The sequence below is a fragment of the Arthrobacter sp. UYEF36 genome (assembly GCF_040547025.1).
GTDB lineage: Bacteria > Actinomycetota > Actinomycetes > Actinomycetales > Micrococcaceae > Arthrobacter.
Genome location: NZ_JBEPOX010000001.1, coordinates 202,934 through 225,211, shown reverse-complemented (window position 1 = coordinate 225,211; position 22,278 = coordinate 202,934). Strand labels below are relative to the sequence as shown.

Below are 22,278 nucleotides of genomic sequence, written 5' to 3'. Positions count from 1 at the left end.
GTGGTGTACGACGGCGGGTGGGAACCCGCCGTCGTACACCCTCTGCTAAACCTCTTCTACGGAACTGGGCTCTGCACGAGACAGATCGATGCCCAGTTCTTCCGCAGCCGTGAAGACTGCGTCATCAGAGTCACGCATTTCAATTGTGGTTCCGTCCGTGGAAAGAACTTCCACGTTCAGGCACAGCGACTGCATTTCCTTGATCAAGACCTTGAAGGACTCAGGAACGCCCGGTTCGGGGATGTTCTCGCCCTTGACGATGGCTTCGTAGACCTTCACACGACCATGGATGTCATCCGACTTGATCGTGAGGAGCTCCTGGAGCGTGTAGGCGGCGCCGTAAGCTTCGAGCGCCCACACTTCCATTTCACCGAAGCGCTGGCCACCGAACTGTGCCTTACCACCCAGCGGCTGCTGCGTGATCATGGAGTACGGGCCGGTGGAGCGCGCGTGGATCTTGTCGTCCACCAGGTGGTGGAGCTTCAGGATGTACATGTAGCCGACCGAGATCGGATCCGGGAACGGCTCGCCGGAGCGGCCGTCGAACAGGCGGGTCTTGCCTGAGGAGTTGATCAGGCGGACACCGTCGCGGGTGACGTTGGTGGAGTCTAGGAGACCAGTGATTTCCTCTTCACGCGCACCGTCGAAGACCGGCGTTGCGACAGTGGTCGAGCCACTCTCGCGCGGCAGGTTCGGCAGCTGCTTGACCCACTCGGGCTCGCCCTCGATCTTCCAGCCGGTCTTGGCAACCCAGCCGAGGTGCGTTTCCAGCACCTGGCCGACGTTCATACGGCCCGGAACACCCAGCGGGTTCAGGACGATATCAACGGGGGTGCCGTCGGCAAGGAAGGGCATGTCCTCGATCGGGAGGATCTTGGAGATAACACCCTTGTTGCCGTGACGGCCGGCGAGCTTGTCGCCGTCGGTGATCTTGCGCTTGGCGGCCACGTAGACGCGGACCAGCTGGTTAACGCCCGGGGGCAGCTCGTCGTCGTTGTCGCGGTCGAAGACGCGGACACCGATGACGGTGCCGGACTCGCCGTGCGGAACCTTCAGGGAGGTGTCGCGCACTTCGCGGGACTTCTCACCGAAGATGGCGCGCAGCAGGCGCTCTTCCGGGGTCAGCTCGGTCTCGCCCTTGGGCGTGACCTTTCCGACCAGGATGTCGCCGGCTTCAACCTCGGCACCGATGTGGATGATGCCACGCTCGTCCAGGCCAGCCAGGACTTCCTCGGACACGTTCGGGATGTCACGGGTGATTTCCTCGGCACCAAGCTTGGTGTCGCGGGCATCGATCTCGTGCTCCTCGATGTGGATGGAGGAAAGAACGTCCTCAGCCACGATGCGCTGGGACAGGATGATGGCATCCTCGAAGTTGTGGCCTTCCCATGACATGAATGCCACGAGCAGGTTCTTACCGAGGGCCAGTTCGCCCTGGTCCGTTGCCGGGCCGTCAGCGATGATCCCGCCGACCTCCAGGCGCTGGCCTTCGCTCACCAGAACGCGGTTGTTGTAGCAGTTGCCCTGGTTGGAGCGGGCGAACTTGTTGATCCGGTAGTTGGTTTCCGTGCCGTCATCGTTGAGCATGATGACCAGCTCGGCGGAAACCTCGGTGACCACACCGGCCTTCTTCGCGATGGTGACGTCACCGGCGTCGACTGCTGCGGCGCGTTCCATGCCGGTGCCGACGAACGGCGCCTCGGAACGGACCAGCGGCACAGCCTGGCGCTGCATGTTGGCACCCATAAGTGCGCGGTTAGCATCGTCATGCTCGAGGAACGGGATCAGCGCGGTAGCCACGGACACCATCTGGCGCGGGGAAACGTCCATGAACTCGACGTCGGCGGCGGGAACCAGCACGGGCTCGCCTCCACCACCACGGGCGCGGACCAGGACGGTCTCTTCGGCGAACTTCTTGTTCTGATCGAGCGGAGCGTTGGCCTGTGCAATCAGGACCTCTGCTTCGTCGTCGGCGGTGAGGTACTGGACCTCATCGGAGACGACACCCTCGGCCACCAGGCGGTAGGGGGTCTCGATGAAACCGAACGGGTTGATGCGTCCGTAGGAAGCCAGCGAACCGATCAGGCCAATGTTCGGGCCTTCAGGAGTTTCGATGGGGCACATACGTCCGTAGTGGGACGGGTGAACGTCTCGGACTTCCATGCCTGCACGGTCACGGGACAGACCACCCGGGCCAAGCGCCGACAGGCGGCGCTTGTGGGTCAGACCCGACAGCGGGTTGTTCTGGTCCATGAACTGGGACAGCTGGGAGGTTCCGAAGAACTCCTTGATCGCTGCCACGACGGGGCGGATGTTGATCAGCGTCTGCGGCGTGATGGCCTCGACGTCCTGGGTCGTCATACGCTCGCGGACAACGCGCTCCATACGGGACAGGCCGGTGCGGACCTGGTTCTCGATGAGCTCGCCGACGGCGCGGATGCGGCGGTTGCCGAAGTGGTCGATGTCATCGATCTCAACGCGCAGCTCGTGGTCCTGGCCGTCGCGCTTGCCCGTGAGGGTCTTCTCACCGGCGTGCAGGGCAACGAGGAACTTGATCATGGCGACGATGTCTTCAACGTGCAGGACAGACGCTTCCTTGTCACCAAGGGAGCGGTCGATGCCGAGCTTGCGGTTGATCTTGTAGCGGCCGACCTTGGCCAGATCGTAGCGCTTGGAGTTGAAGTACAGGTTGTCCAGCAGGGACTGGGCAGCCTCGACCGTGGGCGGCTCGCCCGGTCGCAGCTTCCGGTAGATGTCCAGCAAGGCGTCTTCGCGGGTTTCGGTGGCGTCCTTCTCCAGCGTTGCGCGCATGGAGTCGTACTGGCCGAACTCTTCGAGGATCTGGCCTTCGGTCCAGCCGAGGGCCTTCAGCAGCACCGTGACGGACTGCTTGCGCTTGCGGTCGAGGCGAACGCCGACCTGGTCGCGCTTGTCGATTTCGAGTTCGAACCAGGCGCCGCGGGACGGGATGATCTTCGCGGTGAAGATGTCCTTGTCGCTGGTCTTGTCGGCGGTGCGCTCAAAGTAGGCGCCCGGGGAGCGGACCAGCTGCGAGACAACGACACGCTCGGTGCCGTTGACGACGAAGGTGCCCTTCTCGGTCATCAGCGGGAAGTCACCCATGAACACGGTCTGCTGCTTGATTTCGCCCGTGTTGTTGTTCATGAATTCGGCCTTGACGTACAGCGGAGCCGAGTACGTTGCGTCCCGGTCCTTGCACTCGGCCATGGTGTACTTCGGATCAGCGAACTCCGGCTCGGAGAAGCTCAGGGACATGGTGCCCTGGAAATCCTCGATCGGGGAGATCTCTTCGAAGATGTCGGACAGACCCGACGAGGTGGCGACGCTGAGGTCGCCTTCTTCGACGGCCTTGGCTACGCGTGCCTGCCAGCGTTCGTTTCCGACCAGCCAGTCAAAGCTGTCCGTTTGCAGGGCAAGCAGATTCGGAACGTCAAGAGGTTCGTGAATCTTTGCGAATGAGAGCCGGCGGGTTGCACCGTCGGTGCTGTCGGCATTGATAGCGGTTGCAGCGTTGTTTACATTAGAGGTGCTCGAGGCGACCAAGAGGGATCCTTCCACAGACCTTCAGGCGTTTTCAGTTCTCCCCCGTTATGCACCCTGCGGAGTGACTCCGCAGTGCTACCAATCCGGTTCCGCTATATGACCCGGGACCCGCGCTGGCCATGTTGGTGCCGTTGTTGACGGCACATTGATGGCGCAGCTGCCAGGCTAAGCCCACCGCTATATGAAGGCTGAAGGTAAACAGGGAAGACGCAAATATCTACGATACGGCAAAGCAACCTACTTGTCTACCCCACTTCGTCCGGGATTGCAAGCACTGGCCCCGGCTTCCGGATAAGGTATAACGCCCGCGGATTACGGCGCCCTATCGGCCGGCGGATGGCTCCGTGACCGGGGTCACGATAACCTTGCTGTACATCGTTCAAGATCGGAAGAGAAAACCATGAGCAACCCTGCAGACAACAATGATGTTGTCATCCTCGCCGCCGCCCGCACGCCCCAGGGGCGCCTCAACGGGCAGCTCGCCAGCTTCACAGCCGTGGAGCTCGGCGCGCACGCCATCCGCGCAGCGCTGGCCGCCAGCGGAGTGAAGGCCGAGCAGGTGGACTCGGTGATCATGGGCCAGGTGCTGCAGGCCGGGGCAGGCCAGAACCCCGCCCGCCAGAGCGCCATCGGCGCCGGTATCGGCTGGAACGTTCCCACCGTGACCATCAACAAGGTCTGCCTGTCCGGGCTGACCGCGGTGATCGATGCGGCGCGGATGATCCGCAGCGGCGACGCCACGGTTGTCGTCGCCGGCGGCCAGGAGTCCATGACCCGCGCACCGCACCTGCTCCCCGGGTCCCGGCAGGGCTGGACCTACGGTTCCATCCAGGCGCTCGACGTCGCGGCCCATGACGGCCTGACCGACGCCTTCGACGGGCAGTCGATGGGCCTGTCTACCGAGACCAAGAACCTCACGCTGGGGATCGACCGGACGTCCCAGGACGAGGTGGCGGCAGCGTCCCACCAGCGCGCCGCCCGTGCCGCCAAGGACGGCGTGTTCGACGGCGAAATCGCCCCGATCAGCGTCAAGCAGCGCAAGGGGGAACCGGTCATCCTGGCTGCGGATGAGGGCATCCGGCCGGACACGACCGTCAGTTCGCTGGCCGGGCTGCGGGCGGCGTTCGTCACGGACGGCACCATCACCGCCGGCAACTCCTCTCCCCTGTCCGACGGCGCCTCCGCCCTGGTGCTGTCCTCGCGGAAGTTTGCCGCGGACAACGGCCTGGAGTACCTTGCCGTCGTCGGGAAACCCGGGCAGGTGGCCGGTCCGGACAACTCGCTGCACTCCCAGCCCGCCAACGCGATCAAGAGCGCGCTGGACAAGGCCGGCTGGTCCGCCGCGGACCTGGACTTCATCGAGATCAACGAGGCCTTCGGCTCCGTCGCCGTTCAGTCGCTCAAGGACCTCGACTACCCGCTGGAGAAGTGCAACATCCATGGCGGCGCGATCGCGATGGGCCACCCGATCGGTGCCTCCGGTGCCCGGCTTGCCCTGCACGCGGCGCACGAGCTGAAACGGCGCGGTGCCGGCAAGGCTGCGGTGTCCCTGTGCGGCGGTGGCGGCCAGGGCGAAGCGCTCCTGCTGTTCCGCGACTGAGCGCCGTGCCGGACCCCGTGCCCGGGCAGGGACTGAAAAGTGGCGGGACCGCCGGTGGTGGTGGCGCCACCGGCCGCGAGCGGTTCCTGGCCGACGCCGCCGCCCGCGGCCTCAGCGTCCAGCTCGTGGAGCGCCTGGCCGCGAATAGCCTGGTGGAGGCGGCCCGGATCCTGGGGATCCAGCCCGGGGACATCGTGAAGTCCCTGGTGGTCAAACACAAGGACGGCAGTTTCCTGTTCGCCCTGATTCCCGGCGACCGGCAGATCTCCTGGCCCAAGCTCCGCGCGCTGATCGGGGTAAACAAGCTGTCCCTTCCGACCGCGGACGTGGCCCTGGCCGCCACGGGCTACGAGCGCGGCACCATCACTCCGCTCGGAAGCACCGTCGCCTGGCCGGTCTATGCGGACCGGAGCATCACCGGTCGCAGGATATCGATGGGTGCCGGGGAGCACGGCTACAGCGCCTTCGTGGACGCCGACGCCTTGACCGCCGCCCTCGCAGCCGTCGTCGCGGACATCTCCGAACCAAACTGACACACCCGAACCATCTAGCCCGCGCGGGTTAACTCCCCCGGGTTAACAAACAACGCGGGGTCACTTGCGGCCCCTTCCGGGCGTCCGGATGGGCCGTAAGTGACCCCACGTTGCTGGTGGCGGGGCGGCTGGGCGTGCTCAGACCTGCTGGGTTCCGCTCGGGCCTTAACGCAGGAAACCCCGCCCACCGGAGTGGACGGGGTTTCCGGAGCAGAACGGGAACGCGGGGTTCCCGGACAGTTCCTGAAGCGGCGAGTTACTTGAGGGTAACGCGAGCGCCGGCTTCTTCGAGCTGTGCAACAGCCTTCTCGGCAGCTTCCTTGGTGACACCTTCGAGGATGGCCTTCGGAGCGCTGTCAACAACGTCCTTGGCTTCCTTGAGGCCCAGGGAAGTGATCGCGCGAACTTCCTTGATGACTGCAATCTTCTTGTCGCCCGGGTGCTCCAGGATGACGTCGAATGCGGTCTGCTCTTCTTCTTCTGCAGCGCCGCCGGCAGCGGGGCCAGCAACTGCAACAGCAGCAGCCGTAACTTCGAAGGTCTCTTCGAAGAGCTTGACGAACTCAGAGAGTTCGATGATGGTCAGTTCCTTGAAAGCTTCAATGAGCTCTTCGTTGGTGAGCTTCGCCATGGTGTGGCGTCCTTCCTATAGTGGTGCTCGGCGGCCGGAGCCGTGCCTTCGCACCGGAGTCTGGTTTAGAGAGTTAGTTCTCTTCGGGGGCTGCAGCGTCGGCCGGAGCGTCAGCGGCGGCGTCAGCCGGAGCTTCAGCTGCTGCGTCGGCCGGGGCTTCGTCAGCGGCGGGCGCTTCGGCTTCAGCCGGTGCACCGTTCTCTTCTTCAAGCTTGAGGCGCAGTGCGTCGATGATGCGGACAGCAGCGGCAGCAGGAGCCTTGAGGATGCCTGCAACCTTGGCAAGCTGCAGCTCGCGGGACTCGAGTGCTGCCAGGGCAGCAACTTCGCTGGCGTTCAGTGCCTTGCCCTCGAAGTAACCGGTCTTGATAACCAGCTGCTTGTTGGTCTTGGCAAAATCCGTCAGGCTCTTGGCAGCGGCAACTGCGTCACCCTTGATGAACGCGATTGCAGTGGGGCCGGCGAGCTGGCCGTCGAATGCTTCGACACCAGCTTCCTTGGCTGCAATGGCGGTCAGGGTGTTCTTGACGACCGAGAACTTGGTGTCCTGGCCGAGAGAGACACGCAGCTGCTTGAGCTGTGCAACGGTGAGCCCACGGTATTCGGTCAGGACAGCGGCGTTCGATTCCTTGAAATCGTTAGTGATCTCAGCTACTGCTGAAACCTTGCTAGGCGTTGCCATAACCCTCCTTCCGGGGATAGTGCCGGTGTTTCCGGTCCCCGCTCAAAAGAGCTAAAAACTAAAAACGCCCCGCGCAGATGCACGGGGCTTGTCTCGACGCAGTCCATGACTGCGGAGCTTTGCTTCGTTCACCTGCGCCGGCCGCCCTATGTTCAGGGTCCTTCGTCTGGAGATCCACTGGCTCTCCCGGCGCGACTGCAGAAGTGAGTCTTGCTTGGGAGAGTGGATTTCCAACAACCGACGGTCTTTGGTCCCCCCAGCTTACGCGACCCGGGGCGTGTGCTCCAAATCGGGCCCCCGGGGTGCGGTTCAGCTACTGCTGGGGCTGAAATCCGGGAGTTCCTTCTGCCAGATACCCGTCACCCCGGCGGTCTTGAACCCCAGCTGCAGGTTGACCTGGAGCAGGTACCGGTTTTCGGGTGCGTTCCAGGTGTAGAGGACCCGGGCATCCGGGAACTGCTCGGAGAGCCGCTCCATGTTCGCGACCTTGATCAGCAGGCCCAGCTTGTTGCCGCGGTGCTCCCGCAGGACCACGGTATCGTCCTGGAACACGACGTCGGGGCGCATCGCGAGGACGCTGATGGTGGTCAGGCCAACGAGTACACCGCTGTCAATGTGTTCGACGGCGGTGACCACCGTCCGGCGGCCCTGCGCGATGGCGACGTCTTCCGCCTCACGGAGGATGCCGCCGTCGAACACCATGTCCGTGTCGTCGACCCCGGGCACGCCGTCTTCGCCCGCACTGTTTTCCAGCGCCGCGACAGCCTCAAGCCACTGCTCCGGGCACCGGTCCGTCCAATGGTGCAGGCGGTAGCGGCCGCCGTTGGCTTCCCCGGCCTCGGTATGCAGCTCCTCCACGAGCTCGCTGTCCAACGGCAGCGCGCAGGCACTGAATTGCTCGATGTGCTGGAGGGTGTAGCCGCTGTGGCGGGCGAACTCCACCTCCCGGCTGTTCACCGGCACGAAGCCGAGGCCAGTGCCGGGCACCAGCTGGCCGGCTTCACTGTCCCCCAGCGAGGACCTCGGATGGTTCGTGTCGATCAGGATGGTGTGGCGGCCCTCGTCGCGGGCGAAGTGCTCCGCAGCCTCAATCAGTCGCCGGCCGACGCCCCGGCCCTGGAACTCCGGCAGGACGTCCAGATCGAATTCGGCCATGTCGAGGTTCTCCGAGAGAGGCAGCGCGATATCCACTGTTCCGACGATCTCCCCGCCAATCCTGGCCACGAGAATCACCTGGCGCTCGTAGGGGTCAGCCATTTCGAGCAACTTCTCCCGCGGCGCGTACGCCAGATCGTCGCTGCCCCACGTTTGCATGCGCACCTTGCGGCCCACTTCGACGGCGGCAATGAAGTCGGCGGCGTCCGGCCCGTCCAGCGAATCGGGGATCCACAGCTGTTCAATCCGTACGTCGTTTGCCATAACGGGCATCATCCCCAGCTGTTCTGCCATCTACGGGTACCGGATTTCCTGCACTAACAGGGTTCCACCGTCAGCATATGCCGGTTTGCGCCGGCGTTCCATCGGTGACCTGCGCAGGTACCACTACGATCCGCGGCCGGTGGCGTCGACTCTCCGCTGCCATTCGCCGTCGTAGCCTGCGGGCCGGAAACCGAGCGCCACGTTGATGGCGAGCATATGGTCGTTCTCCGCGGCGTTGAACGTGATGACGCGTTCCACCGCCGGGTACCCGGCGAGCAGGCGGCGCAGGTTGCGGATTTTCACCAGCATTCCCAGGCGGTGCCCGCGGTGGCTTGCCGCGACCAGGGTGTCGTCCTGGTCCGCCAGCCACGGTTTGCCGGGCGCCAGCTCGAGCACGGTGTAGGCCGCCAGTTCGTCCCGTTCGCGGTGCCGGGCGGCGGTGACGAGCGAGGTGTTTCCGGCCTGCTTCCAGGTCTCCTCAACGTGCCGGACGCGGGCGGCGTCCCAGGTCTCTTCGCCGTAGCTAAGCCCTCCGGTCGGCGCGTCCGTGCTCATCCGGGACATCAGCACGGCCATTTGCTCCACGTACGCCTCCGGGCAATGGTCGGTCCAGGTGAGCAGCTCGTACGCGTCCGCCCTGGCCAGCGCCTCCCGGTCCAGGGCGTCCAGCAACGCCGGTGCCGGCGGCACGGCCAGGGAGCTAAACCGCTCCACCTGCTCCAGTTGGTAGCCCGCCTGCTGCGCGAAGCGGACCGCACGCGCGGTCGCCGGCAGCGCGCCGGTACCGGTGGCGGGCCGGAGGACGTCCGGGCCCTCGGCGTCGAAATCGGCGGGATGCTCAGTGAACGTCATCAGGACGGTGCGGCCGTCTGCGGCCGCCAGCGCCTCGGCATGGGCCAGCAGGGTCCGTCCGATCCCGCGCCCGGCGAAGTCGTTCAGGACGTCCACATGGACGAGCGCGCTCCCCAGGTTGTCCTGGAGCTCATAACGTATCCAGGACCGCGCGACCATCCGGCCGCCGACACGGACGAAGAAAAGCTGCATGCGCTTGTAGGCGTCGTCCCTCCAGTACCGGAGCCGGGCCCCGGTCGGGGTGGCGCGGTCCAGGTTGCCCCAGGTCTCCAGCACCAGGGCGTCGCTGAGCTTGCTGAACTGGAGGAAATTTCCGGCGTCCGGGGAACCGGGGGCGTCCGGAAGCACGAGGCGTTCGATGCGGTACGGCGCGGCTGTCACCGGGACAGCCTAACCGGCGCCCCGGAACGCAGAAAAGACCGCCCCGCGGATGCGGGACGGTCTTCCTGTTGCCTACTGCAAAAAAGGTGAAGCTTAGACCTCGGTCAGGACCTTGGTGACGTTGGGGTCAACCGAGATGCCCGGGCCAAACGTCGTGGCGACGGTGGCCTTCTGGATGTAGCGGCCCTTGGAAGCGGACGGCTTGAGGCGGAGGACCTCTTCCAGAGCGGCTGCGTAGTTCTCGGCCAGCTTGAGGGCGTCGAAGGAAACCTTGCCGATGATGAAGTGCAGGTTCGAGTGCTTGTCGACGCGGAAGTCGATCTTGCCGCCCTTGATGTCGTTGACGGCCTTGGCGACGTCAGCGGTCACGGTGCCGGTCTTCGGGTTCGGCATCAGGTTACGCGGACCCAGGACCTTACCGAGGCGGCCAACCTTGCCCATGAGGTCAGGGGTGGCGACGGCGGCGTCGAAGTCGGTCCAGCCGGCTGCGATCTTTTCGATCAGGTCATCGGAACCAACGAAGTCGGCGCCGGCTGCGATTGCTGCCTCAGCCTTGTCGCCCGTTGCGAAGACGAGGACGCGGGCGACCTTACCGGTGCCGTGCGGCAGGTTGACGGTGCCGCGGACCATCTGGTCAGCCTTACGCGGGTCTACACCCAGGCGGAAAGCAACCTCAACGGTGGCGTCGAACTTGGACGGGTTGGTGTCCTTGGCCAGCGTCACTGCCTCGAACGGCGCGTAGAACTTCTCCGCGTCGATCTTGGCTGCGGCTGCCTCATATGCTTTGCTGCGCTTTGCCATGCTGCTTATTCTCCTTGTGCAGTTGTGGTCTGCGGACCGCGCTGGGCCCTGCCACAGTTGGAACTCCGAACGGTTTGTCCGTCCCGGATTTTCAACATCTCAATGTTTAGGTGGTGCCGGTTGCCCGGCGGAAAAAGGCTATTAGCCTTCGACGGTGATACCCATGGAACGGGCGGTGCCGGCGATGATCTTCGCGGCGCCTTCCAGGCTGGTGGCGTTGAGGTCTTCCATCTTGGTGGTGGCGATCTCGTTGACCTGGGCCTGGGTCAGCTTGGCAACCTTGACGGTGTGCGGGGTCGGTGAACCCTTGGCAACGCCTGCAGCCTTCTTGATGAGCTCCGCGGCCGGCGGGGTCTTGGTGATGAACGTGAATGAACGGTCCTCGTAGACCGTGATTTCCACCGGAATAACGTTGCCGCGCTGGGCTTCCGTCGCAGCGTTGTACGCCTTGCAGAATTCCATGATGTTGACACCGTGCTGGCCAAGCGCAGGACCGATCGGCGGGGCCGGGTTAGCGGCACCTGCCTGGATCTGCAGCTTGATGAGGCCGGTGACCTTCTTCTTGGGAGCCAATGTAGGGTCCTTCTCTCAATTACGTCCTGGGACACAGGAGCGTGCCTCAGGTTGTTGGCCGCCATGGCGAGGCGGCCGGCCGCCCCTGGCTGCTAAAGCGGGCAGTCCGGGGCGAATTCTGTGGGGGTGGTTAGATCTTGCTGACCTGGTTGAAGGCCAGCGTGACCGGGGTCTCGCGTTCGAAGATGGAGACCAGCACCACAAGGGTCTGGGAGTCCACCTTGATTTCCGAGATCGTGGCCGGAAGGGTCTCGAAGGGACCTTCCTTGACGATGACGGATTCGCCGACCTCGAAGTCGACGTCGACGTGCGCGGCAGCGTGCTTGACCGGCTTGCCCTTCTCGGCCTGCTCTTCTTCGAAGACCGGGGCGAGCATGGAGAAGACCTCGTCGAGGCGCAGCGGGACCGGGTTGTGGGCGTTGCCCACGAAGCCGGTGACGCCGGGGGTGTGGCGGACGGCGCCCCAGGAGGCATCCGTCAGGTCCATGCGGACCAGGACGTAACCGGGGATGCGGACGCGGTTGATGACCTTGCGCTGAGCATTCTTGATCTCAACGACTTCCTCCATCGGAACCTGGATTTCGAAGATGTAATCTTCCATGTCCAAGGTCTGGATGCGGGTTTCCAGGTTGGCCTTGACGCGGTTCTCGTAGCCGGCGTAGGAGTGAATGACGTACCAGTCACCTTCCTGGCGGCGCAGCTTGGCCTTGAACTCGTCGGCCGGATCGACCTCGGCGGCGGCGGCAGCAGCGGCCAGTGCGTCGCCCGACTCGTCATCGGCTTCCTCGCCGGCGTCGGCGTCTGCCACGTCAACCTCGGCGGACTCGTCAGCGGCGGTCTCTGCCGTGTCAACGGCCTCGTCAGCGACGTCGGATTCGGGCGCAGCAGACACAGCCTCGGACTCTTCCCCGGCTTCCACCGCGGCGTCCTGGCTCTTATCCAGCTCAGTCTCAGTTACCTCGAGCTCCTGCTCAGACACTTGGTCTCCTGCTTCCTCATTGCTAAACATGCCTATTTAAATGACTCAATTCCGCACACCCCGCGGAACCTCCGGAATCCCGGTGGCAATCCACGCAGTCTGCGGACCGGTCGCCTTAGCTGTCCGTGGGGCCCGTGCCGCCGAAGACCCAGCCCACTCCGGTCCCGAAGGCCAGATCCAGCAGGGTGACGATGAGCATCATGATGACCACGAACACCAGCACCACGAGGGTGTAGTTGATCAGTTCCTTGCGGGTCGGTGCAACGACCTTCTTCAGCTCGCCGATGACCTGGCGGACGAAGAGCGCGATTCGAGAGAAGAAGCCTGCCTTGGGGGCATTCTTGGCGGGGCGGCCACTGGAGCTGCTTGCAGCCGTTTCGGTCACCTGGTCCTCACTCATCCTCGCAATGTCGGATACCCGGCTCTGAACTGAACCATGGTTGCTGCGCTTGTTCCGGAGAAACCGAAACAGCTTGCGCAGGGCAGACAGGACTCGAACCTGCAACCTGCGGTTTTGGAGACCGCTGCGCTACCAATTGCGCCACTACCCTATGGATCGAAAACCGGTTCCGGCCCGATTCCCCAGACTTCCCTGAGGCGCAGACCATCATCGTGTTTTCAACACCGGAGAACCAGTCTACGCAACAACTGCGCCTACGTCGAACCGGCCCTCACGGACCCCCGAAACCCTCTGATGAACATGCAGTCACATTTCCATCCCGGCACCGCGGACGATCCGGTGAACAGCATAGAGTAGGTTCCGTCGAATCCCACAAACAACCACCGAAGCTGCTAGCGAAGAATGGACCCGCGATGCCTGCCGCCCGCATTTCACAGCGAATTTCCGCCATAGCCGAATCCGCCACATTGGCTGTTGATGCCAAGGCGAAGGCGCTGAAGGCGGCGGGCCGCCCAGTCATCGGCTTCGGCGCCGGCGAGCCGGACTTCCCGACCCCCGATTACATCGTGCAGGCAGCCATCGAAGCCGCCGGCCAGCCCAAGTACCACCGCTATTCGCCGGCGGGTGGCCTGCCGGAGCTGAAGCAGGCGATCGCGGACAAGACGTTCCGGGATTCCGGTTACAAGGCCGAGGCAGCCCAGGTGCTGGTCACCAACGGCGGCAAGCAGGCCGTGTACAACACCTTCGCCACCCTGCTTGATCCGGGCGACGAGGTCATTGTGCCCACGCCGTTCTGGACCACCTACCCGGAGGCCATCCGGCTCGCGGGAGGCGTGCCGGTCGAGGTCTTCGCCGGACCGGAGCAGGAATACCTGGTCACGGTGGCGCAGCTCGAGGCAGCCCTCACGGACCGCACCAAGATCCTGCTCTTCGTCTCCCCCTCCAACCCCACCGGCGCCGTGTACATGCCGGAGCAGGTCAGGGAAATCGGCCAGTGGGCCGCCGCCAAGGGCCTGTGGGTGGTCACGGATGAGATCTATGAGCACTTGACCTACGACGGCGTGCCGTTCACCTCGATTGCCACGGCCGTCCCCGAGCTGGGTGACAAGGTTGTCATCCTCAACGGTGTTGCCAAGACCTATGCCATGACCGGCTGGCGCGTGGGCTGGATGATCGGTCCGGCCGACGTCATCAAGGCCGCCACCAACCTTCAGTCGCACGCCACGTCCAACGTCTCCAACATCCCGCAGATGGCCGCCCTCGCCGCCGTGTCCGGGCCGCTGACCGCCGTCGACGAGATGAAAGTCGCCTTCGACCGCCGCCGCAAAGCCATCGTGGCCGGGCTGAATGCGATCGAGGGTGTCGAATGCCCGACGCCGAAGGGCGCCTTCTACGTCTACGCGGACGTCCGTGCCCTGCTCGGCAAGGAGTTCCCCGCCGCGAACGGTCCCGTCCGGCCGTCGACGTCGGCGGAGCTGGCCACGCTGATCCTGGAAGAGGTCGAAGTGGCCGTGGTTCCTGGCGAGGCTTTTGGCCCCTCCGGCTACCTGCGCCTCTCCTACGCCCTGGGCGACGAGGACCTCGCCACCGGCGTCGCCCGGCTGCAGGACTTCCTCGGCAAGGCGAAGTAGCAGCCCTCCCTCACGTTTGGCGGGTAAAACACCAACGCTCCCTCACCTCAGGCGGGTAAAACACCAACGCTCCCTCACCTCAGGCGGGTAAAACATCAACGCTCCCTCACCTGTGCAGCGCAGGGGTGAGGGAGCGTTCGACGTACAGCCGCCGAACCTGCGGGAGCGTCGGACGTACAGCCGCCGGACCTGCGGGAGGGTTGGGTGCGTTAGAGGAGCCGGCGTTCGGCGGCCCAGCGGGTGAGTTCGTGCCGGCTGGAGAGCTGGAGTTTGCGCAACACCGCCGAGACGTGGGTCTCCACGGTCTTGATCGAGATGAACAGCTCCTTCGCGACTTCCTTGTAGCTGTAGCCGCGGGCGATGAGCCGCATCACTTCGAGCTCGCGGGCGGAGAGCCTGTCCAGCTCGTCGTCGGCAATGTCGGCCGGGGCGGTACCGAAGGCATCCAGCACAAAACCCGCCAGCCGGGGCGAGAAGACGGCGTCCCCGCCGGCGACGCGGCGGACGGCGTCGGAAATTTGTGTTCCGGAGATGGTCTTGGTGACGTAGCCGCGGGCCCCGGCCCGGATCACCGAGACGACGTCCTCGGCCGCGTCCGAGACGCTCAGGGCCAGGAACCGGGTGCTGCCCAGCAAGGGCGCGGAACCGGCCAGCACTTCGCGTCCGCCGCCGCCGAGTCCTCCCGGCAGGTGGACATCGAGGAGCACGACGTCGGGACGCACGGCAGCGATCACCGCGACGGCGTCCTCGACCGTTCCGGCCTCGCCGGCGACGACGATGTCCGGGTCCAGGTCCGCCTTCAGTCCGGACCGGAAGATGGCGTGGTCGTCCACGATCACCACCCGGATCCCCCGGGCCGGGGGATCCGCTTCGGTGTTGTTCACAGTCTTGCCTCTCCGTTGCTGTTGCTGGTGGTGGCGCCGGCGGGCGCTCCCGTGGGGAGGGGCAGCCTGAGCCGCACCTCGGTGCCGTCCTGGGTGCTGGTGATGGTGGCCGTGCCGCCGTGGCGGTTCATCCGGCCGACAATCGATTCGCGGATTCCCATCCGGTCAGCGGGGACGGCGTCCGGATCGAAGCCGGGACCGCGGTCCTTCACGAAGACCTCCGCCGCGCCGTCGGTGACTTCCAGGTACACCGATACGGCGCCGCCGCCGTGCCGGGCCGCGTTCAGCATGGCCTCCCGGGCGGCCTGGACGAGTGCCTCGTGGCGTTCGGTCATGGCGGAATCGCCCACCGTGACCACCTCCACCGCGCGGCCAAGGGAGTCCTCCACTTCCGCCGCCGCGGTCTTGATGCCCTCGGACAGCTGCCCGGCTTCCTTGGCCGGATCCCGGTAAAGCCAGCCCCGCAGCTCGCGCTCCTGGGCGCGGGCAAGGCGGACGACGTCGGTCTCGTTGCCGGCGCGGCGCTGGATCAGGGCCAGCGTCTGCAGCACGGAGTCGTGCAGGTGGGCGGCGATCTCGGCCCGCTCGGTTGCGCGGACCCGGCCGGCCCGCTCCGCCTCCAGGTCCCGCCAGAATTTCAGCCCCCAGGGCAGGAGGACCAGGGCCACTCCCCCGAGCACCGCCACCGAGGACAGCAGGGCCAGCCAGGTCTGTTCCCAGGACCCGGAGCCGGACACCATGACCAGGACACCGGTCACGACGAGGGCCAGCCCGGCCGCAAGCCGGGCCCAGCCACCTGCCTGGTCGGCTTTGGTCTTGTCCACGAGGCCGGCCCTGCGGGTCTCGTCCAGTTGCATCCAGGCGATGGCGGCGCCGCCCAGAATGGCCGCCACCGGGATGAGGGTCCCGAGCGGAACATCAACACCGAGCAGGCGGGCGATCAGGATGCCGGCAGCCAGCAGCAGACCCGCCCCTAGCAGAATCTCCTTGCCGTAGCGCACGCCGGTGACACGGCTCTGCCAGGAGTCGGCAGCAACCGCCCCGGCCGGTGCGGCCGCCGCTCCCCCGGCTGCGTTGCCCGCGGCTGCGGCCGGTCCCGGCAACGAGGCCGCCGTGAGGGGGCCGGCAGGCCCGGCCAAGGGGGCCGCGAACGGTGCGCTGACGGCCGGGGCAATCGGCGACGCCGGCTGGCGGGCGTCGCGCTTGGCGCTTTCGTCCGCGGTGGGAACCATGATCCAGAGCCAGGCGTAGAAGGCGACGCCGGCGCCGCCGGCGAGCGCGGCCAACGCCATGCCGAGGCGGACCATACGCACCGGCCAGCCCAGGTGCTGGGCGAGGCCGGCACAGACCCCGGCAATCACCCGATCGCTGCCGCGGACCAGCGGCGGGCGCGAAGCGGCGGTTGTCATGACTCAATCCAAGCATGGATCAGGGTGCCCCGGACCCGTTTGCAGCCCTAACCGGGGGTGACTCAGGGACAGTTCAGGGTGTTCCCCAGTAGAGCGGATCCTTAGCGGACGGGAGGATCGAAGTATGAATCCGCACACTGAGCACCCCGATGAAGGCCCCGACCCGGCGGGCCGCAAAGCCGGGCAGACGGCAGACACGTCCGCCACCCTTCCGCTGGATACTTCCGCGACGCTCCCCTTGGACTTTCCGGCCAGCGCCGGCGCCGACGCCACCCGCGGTTCCGCCGCGGACCAGCCCCCCGCGGCAGACACCTCCGACGCTCTTCCGCCGGATACTTCCGCGACCCTCCCCCTGGACTTTTCGGCTGGCGGGCCCGGCGCTGGGGCTGGTGGCACGCCGCCACCCCCGCCGCCTCCGCCGCCGTACTACTACGGCCCGACACCCCCACCTGCCGGCAGCCAGCCGCAGAATTTCTTCGACTGGATCCGCAGCCAGGGTGTGTACCGTGGCCGCGAGCGCTGGGTCGGGGGCGTCGCCAAAGGCATCGCCCAGCGCCTGGGCGTCGACCCGCTGATTGTCCGCGGCATCCTGATTGTCCTGACGGTCTTCGCCGGCGTCGGTGTCCTCCTGTACGGCATCGCCTGGGCCCTCCTGCCCGAACCGGACGGCCGCATCCATGTCCAGGAGGCCGCCGCCGGCCGCTGGTCGTCCGGGATGACCGGTGCCCTGATCACCACCATCATTGGCTTCCCATCCCTGGGCACCGGCGTCTGGGGCTGGGACCGCTACGGCTTCGGCGCCCTCGTCTGGACCGTCGTCTGGGTAGCTGGCGCCATCTACCTCATCTACTACCTGACACAGCGCAACAACTCCCGGAACGGAGTCACCCCGATGTCCTCGAGCCCCCAGTCCGGCGGCCCGGCAAACCCCGGCTACCCGCCGAACCCGAACCCGTCAACACCGTCGACACCGTCGACACCGATCACACCGACAAACCCGTCAACACCGACGGCTTCCTACGCCGCGACCGGCTACCGCGGCGCGGAGACGCTGCCCCGCTACGGCGGGTCAACGGTTTCCGGCCCGGGCTGGGGTACGCCTCCGCCCGCCGGTCCCACCCCTCCCCCAGGGGGCGGCTACCGGCCGGTACCCGGGGGCGGCCCCGTCCCGCCGGACAAGATCCGGAACTTCGGCCCCGGCGCCCCCGCCGTCGCAGTCACCGCCGGCCTCGCCCTGCTGGTGGGCGGCGGCCTCAAGGCCCTCGACGTCGCGAACGTGATCGAGCTTGGCACCTCCAGCAACGCTGTCGTCTGGGCCAGCGCCGCGGTGGTCCTGGGTCTCGGCATCCTCTTCGCCGGCCTCAGGGGCCGCACCTCGGGCGTCCTCGGATTCTTCGCGGTGGTGACCCTGATCGTTGGCGGCATTTACAGCGCGCTTCCGAACGGCGACCGATTCCGCCCGCAGAACGCCGACTGGTCACCGGTGAGCATCGAGCAGGCCCGGGGTGGTTTCGACATCACAGCCGGGACCGGGACCGTGGACCTGACGAGGCTCGCGATCAACCCGCCGCTGAGGGCCGACCTGGTGGTCCCCATCGACGCGACGGCGAGCAACCTCACGGTGGTCATCCCGGACACCGTTCCGGTGCAGATCCGCGCCGACATGACCATGGGCAACCTCAATGAGGGCAGTCAGAACCACGGTGGCATGACCACCCAGCAGAGCAACTACAACACCGACAAGCCGGGAGAGACGCTGATCGTGGAGATCGACGGTACTTTCAGCAACGTCACCATCAGGGAAGGGAACTGACATGAGCAGCTATAACGCACCGACCGGCAGCACGGAAGACAGCCGCCCCGCCGCTCCCCTGCGGCCCGGCGCCCCCGAGCCGCCGGAGGATTCCCCGGCCCGGGTCGGCACCATCGTCTGGGGGCTGATCGTGGCGGCTCTCGCCGTCCTCATCATCGTCGCCCAGCTCGGCATCGTGGCGCTCAACGGCACCTATGTGGTGATCGGCCTGATGATCGGCGCCGGCGCGGCACTCGTGATCGGCGGGCTGCTCTCCGCCCGCGGGCGTGACAAAGACGCATCGACAAGGAAGTCTTGAGCCATGGAAAAGTTCTTTAGCACCGTCCGGGGCCTTGGCCTGAAACGTGGTCCGCAGCGCTGGCTGGGCGGTGTCTGCGGCGGAATCGCCGCCAAGCTGAACGTGGATGTTGCGTTCGTCAGGATCGCTGTCCTGCTCTTTGCCCTGCTGCCCGGACCAGCCTTTGTCCTGTATGTCGCGGCCTGGCTGCTCCTGCCGGATCAGCGGAACGCCATCGTCCTCGAGTCGTTCCTGGCGAAGCGCCCGAACCGCCCCTGAGGCGCCTCCTCGAGGAAAATACAGCGATGACGTCACGTGCCCCTGCCGCCCCGGCAGGGGCACTTCGCGTTGTCATCGTTTGTGTCCTGCCCCACATGCCCCACTAGACTTTAGGTGAGCTCAGCGTGGCGCTCTGCCTGTAACCCTTCAAGCCAGGATTTGAGCCGAAACATGAAAATTGGAATCCTCACCAGCGGCGGAGACTGCCCCGGACTGAATGCCGTCATCCGTGGCGCCGTCCTGAAGGGCATCGCCGTCCATGGCCACGAGTTCGTGGGATTCCTCGACGGCTGGCGCGGCGTGGTCGAGGGCGACATCATCGATATCCCCCGCACCATGGTCCGCGGCATCGCCAAGCAGGGCGGGACCATCCTGGGCACCTCCCGCACCAACCCGTTCGAGAACAACGGCGGGCCCGAGGTCATCAAGGCCAACATGGACCGGCTGGGCATCGACGCCCTCATCGCCATCGGCGGCGAGGGCACCCTGGCCGCAGCCAAGCGGCTCACCGACGCCGGCCTGAAGATCGTCGGCGTCCCCAAGACCGTCGACAACGATCTCGACGCGACGGACTACACCTTCGGCTTCGACACCGCCGTCGAGATTGCCACCGAGGCGATCGACCGGCTCCGCACCACCGGAGAGTCCCACCACCGCTGCATGATAGCCGAGGTGATGGGCCGGCACGTGGGCTGGATCGCGCTGCACGCCGGCATGGCCTCGGGCGCCCACGCCATCCTGATCCCGGAGCAAAAAGCCTCGATGGAGCAGATCGCCGAATGGGTTACCTCGGCGCGGGACCGCGGCCGCGCACCGCTGGTCGTCGTCGCGGAGGGATTCGTCCCGGATGGCCAGGAAACACCGCATTCCGAACGCGGACTGGACACCTTCGGCCGTCCGCGGCTGGGCGGGATCTCCGAACGGCTGGCCCCGGAGCTGGAGGCCATGACGGGCATCGAAACCCGGGCGACAGTGCTGGGCCACATCCAGCGCGGCGGGGTCCCCACCGCGTTCGACCGTGTGCTGGCGACCCGTCTGGGCATGGCGGCCATCGACTCCGTCGTGGAAGAACGCTGGGGCACCATGGTGTCCCTCAACGGAACCGACATCGTCCATGTGGGCTTCGACGCCGCGCTCGGCAATCTCAAGACCGTCCCGAAGTACCGCTACGACGAGGCCGCGGTCCTCTTCGGCTGAGCCCCCGGTCCGCCGCACTGAGCCCGACACGCCCGTGGGTAGGGTGGAGGCATGACACTTGAGCCCGGTTCGGTCGACATCATCCAGCTCGCGTGGGCCCGCCGCCTGGGGCTCGACGACGGCGCCTTTGCGGCGGCCGCGGGAGTCCGGATCACGCGCGCCGATGACGCGGCCCGCGACGTCCAGTTCGTCAGGCTGTTCGGCAACTCCGCCCTGGTGGGCCCGCAGTGGGCGCTGGACGCCGCCGTCGGGCTGTCCGACGAGGAACTCGCGCAGCATGTCACGCTGCTGACCATCACCCGGGACCACGGCGGCCACGGGCTCGGCGCCGCCGCGCTGTTCTTCGCAGACGATCTGCCTCTGCGGCAGCCCTCGGAGGAGTTGACCGTCTCGCACGGCCATCCGGAAGCGATCGAGCTGGAAGCCGCCTGCCCGCCGGATGACGTCAACGAAGTGGGCCTCGCGGGCCTGGAGCACCGCTTCACCATCCTGCACGCGGAGGACGGCCGCCGGACCCCCGTGGCGTGCGGTGCCTACACCGAGTGGGAGGGCATCCTGGCGCAGATGGGGGTCCTGGTGGCACCGGAGTGGCGCCGCCGGGGACTTGGCTCCCTGGCAGCCTCCATCGCGGCCCATGAGGCACTCGCCTCCGGGCTGACGCTGCAGTGGCGCTCCGACGTCAGCAACAAGGGCTCACTGGCCATCGCCCGCAGCCTGGGCTTCACCGCCGGCGGCATCCAGACCAGCGTCCTGCTGGGCTGAACCGGAGTCCGGGGTGGCCTCAGCTTGGCTGGGCCGCGGCGGGTTCGCCTTCGGCGGCCTTCGCCGGGGAACCGGGGGCCGTGCCCCAGCCCTGCATCGGCTGGGGCTTGGCGAAGAACAGCGCCACCGCCGCGCCGAGCAGGATGACCGCGGCGGGCAGCAGCATGGACTGGCCCATCGCCGTCGAGAAGCCCTGCTCCAGGGCCGCGGGAAGGGCACCGCCAAAGGACATCGGGCTGGCTTCCCCGGCCCCTCCCGGAGCTGACGGGAGTTCCGCCGCGAGCCTCGCCTGGATCAGCACCGCGATGGCGGCGCTGCCCAGGACGGCACCGATCTGGCGCGTGGTGTTGTAGACGCCGGCGCCGGCGCCAGCCTGCCGGGGCGGCAGGTTCCGGGTGGCGGTCGTGCTCAGCGGAGCCCAGATGCCGGCGTTGGCGAAGCCGAGCACCGCGCTGGGCAGCAGGAACAGCCAGATCGGCGTGTCCGGGTGCATCAGGAAGGCGTTCCAGAACAGCGCCACGGACATCAGCACCAGGCCGGCCGCGGTGATGAATTTCGGGTTGACCCGGTCAATGAACCTGCCCACCACAGGGGCCAGACCACCCGAGATCAGCGCCATCGGCACCATCATCAACGCGGATTCGGTCGGGGTCAGGCCCCGGACCATCTGGTAGTAGAAGATCAGCGGCAACGTGAACGCGGTCACGGTGAATCCCACGGTGGTGATGCCGATATTGGCGAGGGAGAAGTTGCGGTCCTTGAAGAGTGACAGCGGCAGCAGCGGCTCGCCCTTGTTCACCTTTTGCCACACAACAAACACCACCAGCACGGCGATTCCGGAGATGATCAGCCCCCACACCGTGATGGGTCCGGTGATGGTGCCCCAGTTGTAGGTCTCGCCTTCCTGGATGCCGAACACCAACAGGAACAGGCCGACGGCGCTGAGCAGCACGCCCGGGATGTCGAACTTGTGCGGGTGGGTGCTCAGGGCCGGGACGTAGCGCAGCGCGAGGAAGAAGCCGGCGATGCCCACCGGGACGTTGATGAAGAAGATCCATTCCCAGCCGAGTCCGTCCACCAGGACGCCGCCAAGGATCGGTCCCACGAGGGTGGCGACGCCGGCCGTGGCGCCCCAGATGCCCATCGCAGCGCCGCGCCGGTCCGGCGGGAAGATCCGGGTGATGACCGCCATGGTCTGGGGTGTCATCATCGCCGCGCCGAAGCCCTGGAGTACCCGGGCCATGATGAGCGTCTGGACGTCGCCGGAGAGACCGCACCAGAGCGAGGCGAAGGTGAAGACGACTAGACCGGACAGATAGAGCTTTTTCGGGCCAAACCTGTCACCCAGCCGGCCGGTGATCAGCAGCGGAACGGCGTAGGCGAGGAGGTAGGCGCTGGTCACCCAGATCACCGAGTTGATATCGGCGTTGAGGCCTTCCATGATGCGGGGATTGGCCACCGACACGATGGTGGTGTCGATCAGGATCATGAAGAAGCCGATCACCAGCGACCAGAGTGCCGGCCACGGCCTGGCTACGTTTTCCATGGGTTCCTTAGGGCTGGAGGGGATGCCGGGGTGGTTCTGGGGGCGTGCGGTGCGTCCGGACCGGA

At 66.2% G+C, this 22,278-nt stretch carries 20 protein-coding genes and 1 tRNA gene; 8 read left to right on the top strand and 13 right to left on the bottom strand.

The features are described 5' to 3' along the window. Window positions 1–45: 45 nt before the first annotated feature. Window positions 46–3,564, bottom strand: coding sequence for a DNA-directed RNA polymerase subunit beta (gene rpoB, locus ABIB29_RS01090; RefSeq protein WP_354169328.1), 3,519 nt, complete (start codon window positions 3,562–3,564; stop codon window positions 46–48). Window positions 3,565–3,964: 400 nt separating this feature from the next. Between rpoB and ABIB29_RS01085 the strand changes: the two genes are divergently transcribed. Next, entirely contained in the window at window positions 3,965–5,164 is a 1,200-nt protein-coding gene (locus ABIB29_RS01085; RefSeq protein WP_354169326.1) for an acetyl-CoA C-acetyltransferase, read from the top strand. A gap of 5 nt (window positions 5,165–5,169) precedes the next feature. Further along, window positions 5,170–5,697 (top strand): aminoacyl-tRNA deacylase, encoded by a 528-nt coding sequence (locus tag ABIB29_RS01080; RefSeq protein WP_502915528.1) that lies wholly within the window; start codon window positions 5,170–5,172, stop codon window positions 5,695–5,697. A 256-nt stretch (window positions 5,698–5,953) separates the two neighbouring features. On the opposite strand, the gene rplL is transcribed toward ABIB29_RS01080, so the two are convergent. From rplL to ABIB29_RS01035, 9 genes are all read right to left on the bottom strand, one after another. Beyond that, a complete protein-coding gene (gene rplL / locus ABIB29_RS01075; RefSeq protein WP_024365995.1) occupies window positions 5,954–6,328 on the bottom strand; it encodes a 50S ribosomal protein L7/L12 in 375 nt (124 codons plus the stop codon). Window positions 6,329–6,401: 73 nt separating this feature from the next. After that, window positions 6,402–7,010, bottom strand: coding sequence for a 50S ribosomal protein L10 (gene rplJ, locus ABIB29_RS01070; RefSeq protein WP_354169324.1), 609 nt, complete (start codon window positions 7,008–7,010; stop codon window positions 6,402–6,404). Between the two features lie 309 nt (window positions 7,011–7,319). Continuing rightward, window positions 7,320–8,429, bottom strand: a complete 1,110-nt coding sequence (locus ABIB29_RS01065) for a GNAT family N-acetyltransferase (protein WP_354169323.1) — start codon at window positions 8,427–8,429, stop codon at window positions 7,320–7,322. Window positions 8,430–8,552: 123 nt separating this feature from the next. Then, entirely contained in the window at window positions 8,553–9,662 is a 1,110-nt protein-coding gene (locus ABIB29_RS01060; protein WP_354169321.1) for a GNAT family N-acetyltransferase, read from the bottom strand. 93 nt (window positions 9,663–9,755) lie between these two features. Continuing rightward, a complete protein-coding gene (gene rplA / locus ABIB29_RS01055) occupies window positions 9,756–10,463 on the bottom strand; it encodes a 50S ribosomal protein L1 (protein ID WP_104172017.1) in 708 nt (235 codons plus the stop codon). A gap of 141 nt (window positions 10,464–10,604) precedes the next feature. Further along, window positions 10,605–11,036 (bottom strand): 50S ribosomal protein L11, encoded by a 432-nt coding sequence (rplK, locus tag ABIB29_RS01050; RefSeq protein ID WP_024365990.1) that lies wholly within the window; start codon window positions 11,034–11,036, stop codon window positions 10,605–10,607. A 130-nt stretch (window positions 11,037–11,166) separates the two neighbouring features. After that, window positions 11,167–12,015 carry a transcription termination/antitermination protein NusG gene (gene nusG / locus ABIB29_RS01045; RefSeq protein WP_354169319.1) on the bottom strand — a complete coding sequence of 283 codons (849 nt, stop codon included), beginning with the start codon at window positions 12,013–12,015 and terminating at the stop codon, window positions 11,167–11,169. Window positions 12,016–12,130: 115 nt separating this feature from the next. Further along, window positions 12,131–12,415, bottom strand: a complete 285-nt coding sequence (gene secE, locus ABIB29_RS01040) for a preprotein translocase subunit SecE (RefSeq protein ID WP_354169317.1) — start codon at window positions 12,413–12,415, stop codon at window positions 12,131–12,133. A 78-nt stretch (window positions 12,416–12,493) separates the two neighbouring features. Further along, window positions 12,494–12,566 (bottom strand) — tRNA-Trp (locus ABIB29_RS01035). A 262-nt stretch (window positions 12,567–12,828) separates the two neighbouring features. Here ABIB29_RS01035 and ABIB29_RS01030 point away from each other — a divergent pair. Next, window positions 12,829–14,046 (top strand): pyridoxal phosphate-dependent aminotransferase, encoded by a 1,218-nt coding sequence (locus ABIB29_RS01030; RefSeq protein ID WP_354169315.1) that lies wholly within the window; start codon window positions 12,829–12,831, stop codon window positions 14,044–14,046. Between the two features lie 209 nt (window positions 14,047–14,255). On the opposite strand, the gene ABIB29_RS01025 is transcribed toward ABIB29_RS01030, so the two are convergent. Then, entirely contained in the window at window positions 14,256–14,930 is a 675-nt protein-coding gene (locus tag ABIB29_RS01025) for a LuxR C-terminal-related transcriptional regulator (RefSeq protein WP_354169313.1), read from the bottom strand. Next, window positions 14,927–16,339: an ATP-binding protein gene (locus tag ABIB29_RS01020; protein ID WP_354169311.1), complete on the bottom strand. Its 1,413-nt coding sequence runs from the start codon at window positions 16,337–16,339 to the stop codon at window positions 14,927–14,929. Before ABIB29_RS01020 ends, ABIB29_RS01025 begins: the two co-directional genes overlap by 4 nt. Window positions 16,340–16,463: 124 nt before the next feature. On the opposite strand from ABIB29_RS01020, the gene ABIB29_RS01015 reads away from it, so the two are divergent. The 5 genes from ABIB29_RS01015 to ABIB29_RS00995 all read left to right on the top strand — a co-directional run bounded on the left by ABIB29_RS01015 (window position 16,464) and on the right by ABIB29_RS00995 (window position 20,667). Beyond that, the gene (locus tag ABIB29_RS01015; RefSeq protein WP_354169309.1) at window positions 16,464–18,152 is read left to right on the top strand and encodes a PspC domain-containing protein; all 1,689 of its coding nucleotides are present in this window, start codon (window positions 16,464–16,466) and stop codon (window positions 18,150–18,152) included. A 1-nt stretch (window position 18,153) separates the two neighbouring features. Next, a complete protein-coding gene (locus ABIB29_RS01010; protein ID WP_354169307.1) occupies window positions 18,154–18,450 on the top strand; it encodes a hypothetical protein in 297 nt (98 codons plus the stop codon). A 3-nt stretch (window positions 18,451–18,453) separates the two neighbouring features. Beyond that, the gene (locus tag ABIB29_RS01005; protein WP_354169306.1) at window positions 18,454–18,708 is read left to right on the top strand and encodes a PspC domain-containing protein; all 255 of its coding nucleotides are present in this window, start codon (window positions 18,454–18,456) and stop codon (window positions 18,706–18,708) included. A gap of 171 nt (window positions 18,709–18,879) precedes the next feature. Continuing rightward, a complete protein-coding gene (locus ABIB29_RS01000; protein ID WP_354169304.1) occupies window positions 18,880–19,905 on the top strand; it encodes a 6-phosphofructokinase in 1,026 nt (341 codons plus the stop codon). 51 nt (window positions 19,906–19,956) lie between these two features. Next, complete coding sequence (locus ABIB29_RS00995; RefSeq protein WP_354169302.1) at window positions 19,957–20,667, top strand: GNAT family N-acetyltransferase; 711 nt, start codon at window positions 19,957–19,959, stop codon at window positions 20,665–20,667. Window positions 20,668–20,686: 19 nt separating this feature from the next. On the opposite strand, the gene ABIB29_RS00990 is transcribed toward ABIB29_RS00995, so the two are convergent. Beyond that, a complete protein-coding gene (locus ABIB29_RS00990; protein WP_354169301.1) occupies window positions 20,687–22,213 on the bottom strand; it encodes a DHA2 family efflux MFS transporter permease subunit in 1,527 nt (508 codons plus the stop codon). Window positions 22,214–22,278 lie beyond the last annotated feature (65 nt).

Coding starts and splice junctions, on each gene's coding strand:
- ABIB29_RS01085 (WP_354169326.1), top strand. CDS start 3,965: ATGAGCAACCCTGCAGACAACAATGATGTTGTCATCCTCGCCGCCGCC.
- rplL (WP_024365995.1), bottom strand. CDS start 6,328: ATGGCGAAGCTCACCAACGAAGAGCTCATTGAAGCTTTCAAGGAACTG.
- rplJ (WP_354169324.1), bottom strand. CDS start 7,010: ATGGCAACGCCTAGCAAGGTTTCAGCAGTAGCTGAGATCACTAACGAT.
- ABIB29_RS01065 (WP_354169323.1), bottom strand. CDS start 8,429: ATGGCAAACGACGTACGGATTGAACAGCTGTGGATCCCCGATTCGCTG.
- rplA (WP_104172017.1), bottom strand. CDS start 10,463: ATGGCAAAGCGCAGCAAAGCATATGAGGCAGCCGCAGCCAAGATCGAC.
- secE (WP_354169317.1), bottom strand. CDS start 12,415: ATGAGTGAGGACCAGGTGACCGAAACGGCTGCAAGCAGCTCCAGTGGC.
- ABIB29_RS01030 (WP_354169315.1), top strand. CDS start 12,829: ATGCCTGCCGCCCGCATTTCACAGCGAATTTCCGCCATAGCCGAATCC.
- ABIB29_RS01020 (WP_354169311.1), bottom strand. CDS start 16,339: ATGACAACCGCCGCTTCGCGCCCGCCGCTGGTCCGCGGCAGCGATCGG.
- ABIB29_RS01015 (WP_354169309.1), top strand. CDS start 16,464: ATGAATCCGCACACTGAGCACCCCGATGAAGGCCCCGACCCGGCGGGC.
- ABIB29_RS01010 (WP_354169307.1), top strand. CDS start 18,154: ATGAGCAGCTATAACGCACCGACCGGCAGCACGGAAGACAGCCGCCCC.
- ABIB29_RS01005 (WP_354169306.1), top strand. CDS start 18,454: ATGGAAAAGTTCTTTAGCACCGTCCGGGGCCTTGGCCTGAAACGTGGT.
- ABIB29_RS01000 (WP_354169304.1), top strand. CDS start 18,880: ATGAAAATTGGAATCCTCACCAGCGGCGGAGACTGCCCCGGACTGAAT.
- ABIB29_RS00995 (WP_354169302.1), top strand. CDS start 19,957: ATGACACTTGAGCCCGGTTCGGTCGACATCATCCAGCTCGCGTGGGCC.
- ABIB29_RS00990 (WP_354169301.1), bottom strand. CDS start 22,213: ATGGAAAACGTAGCCAGGCCGTGGCCGGCACTCTGGTCGCTGGTGATC.